This window comes from Cellulomonas sp. P4_A2 (assembly GCF_056402515.1).
In genome coordinates, this window is sequence record NZ_JBFUHG010000183.1 from 1 (window position 1) to 386 (window position 386).

Annotated in this window: 1 rRNA gene; it reads left to right on the forward strand. The window is 55.4% G+C overall.

The annotated features are described in order from the left end of the window. Window positions 1-386: ribosomal RNA gene (locus AC1DUE_RS20640) — 23S ribosomal RNA — on the forward strand; the annotation flags it as partial.

Genomic DNA, 386 nt, shown 5'->3' on the forward strand with positions numbered 1-386 from the left:
CCTGGGGGATGAGACCTGTGGTTAGGGGTGAAAGGCCAATCAAACTCCGTGATAGCTGGTTCTCCCCGAAATGCATTTAGGTGCAGCGTCGTGTGTTTCTTGCCGGAGGTAGAGCACTGGATAGGCGATGGGCCCTACCGGGTTACTGACCTTAGCCAAACTCCGAATGCCGGTAAGTGAGAGCACGGCAGTGAGACTGTGGGGGATAAGCTCCATGGTCGAGAGGGAAACAGCCCAGAGCATCGACTAAGGCCCCTAAGCGTACGCTAAGTGGGAAAGGATGTGGAGTCGCAGAGACAACCAGGAGGTTGGCTTAGAAGCAGCCACCCTTGAAAGAGTGCGTAATAGCTCACTGGTCAAGTGATTCCGCGCCGACAATGTAGCGG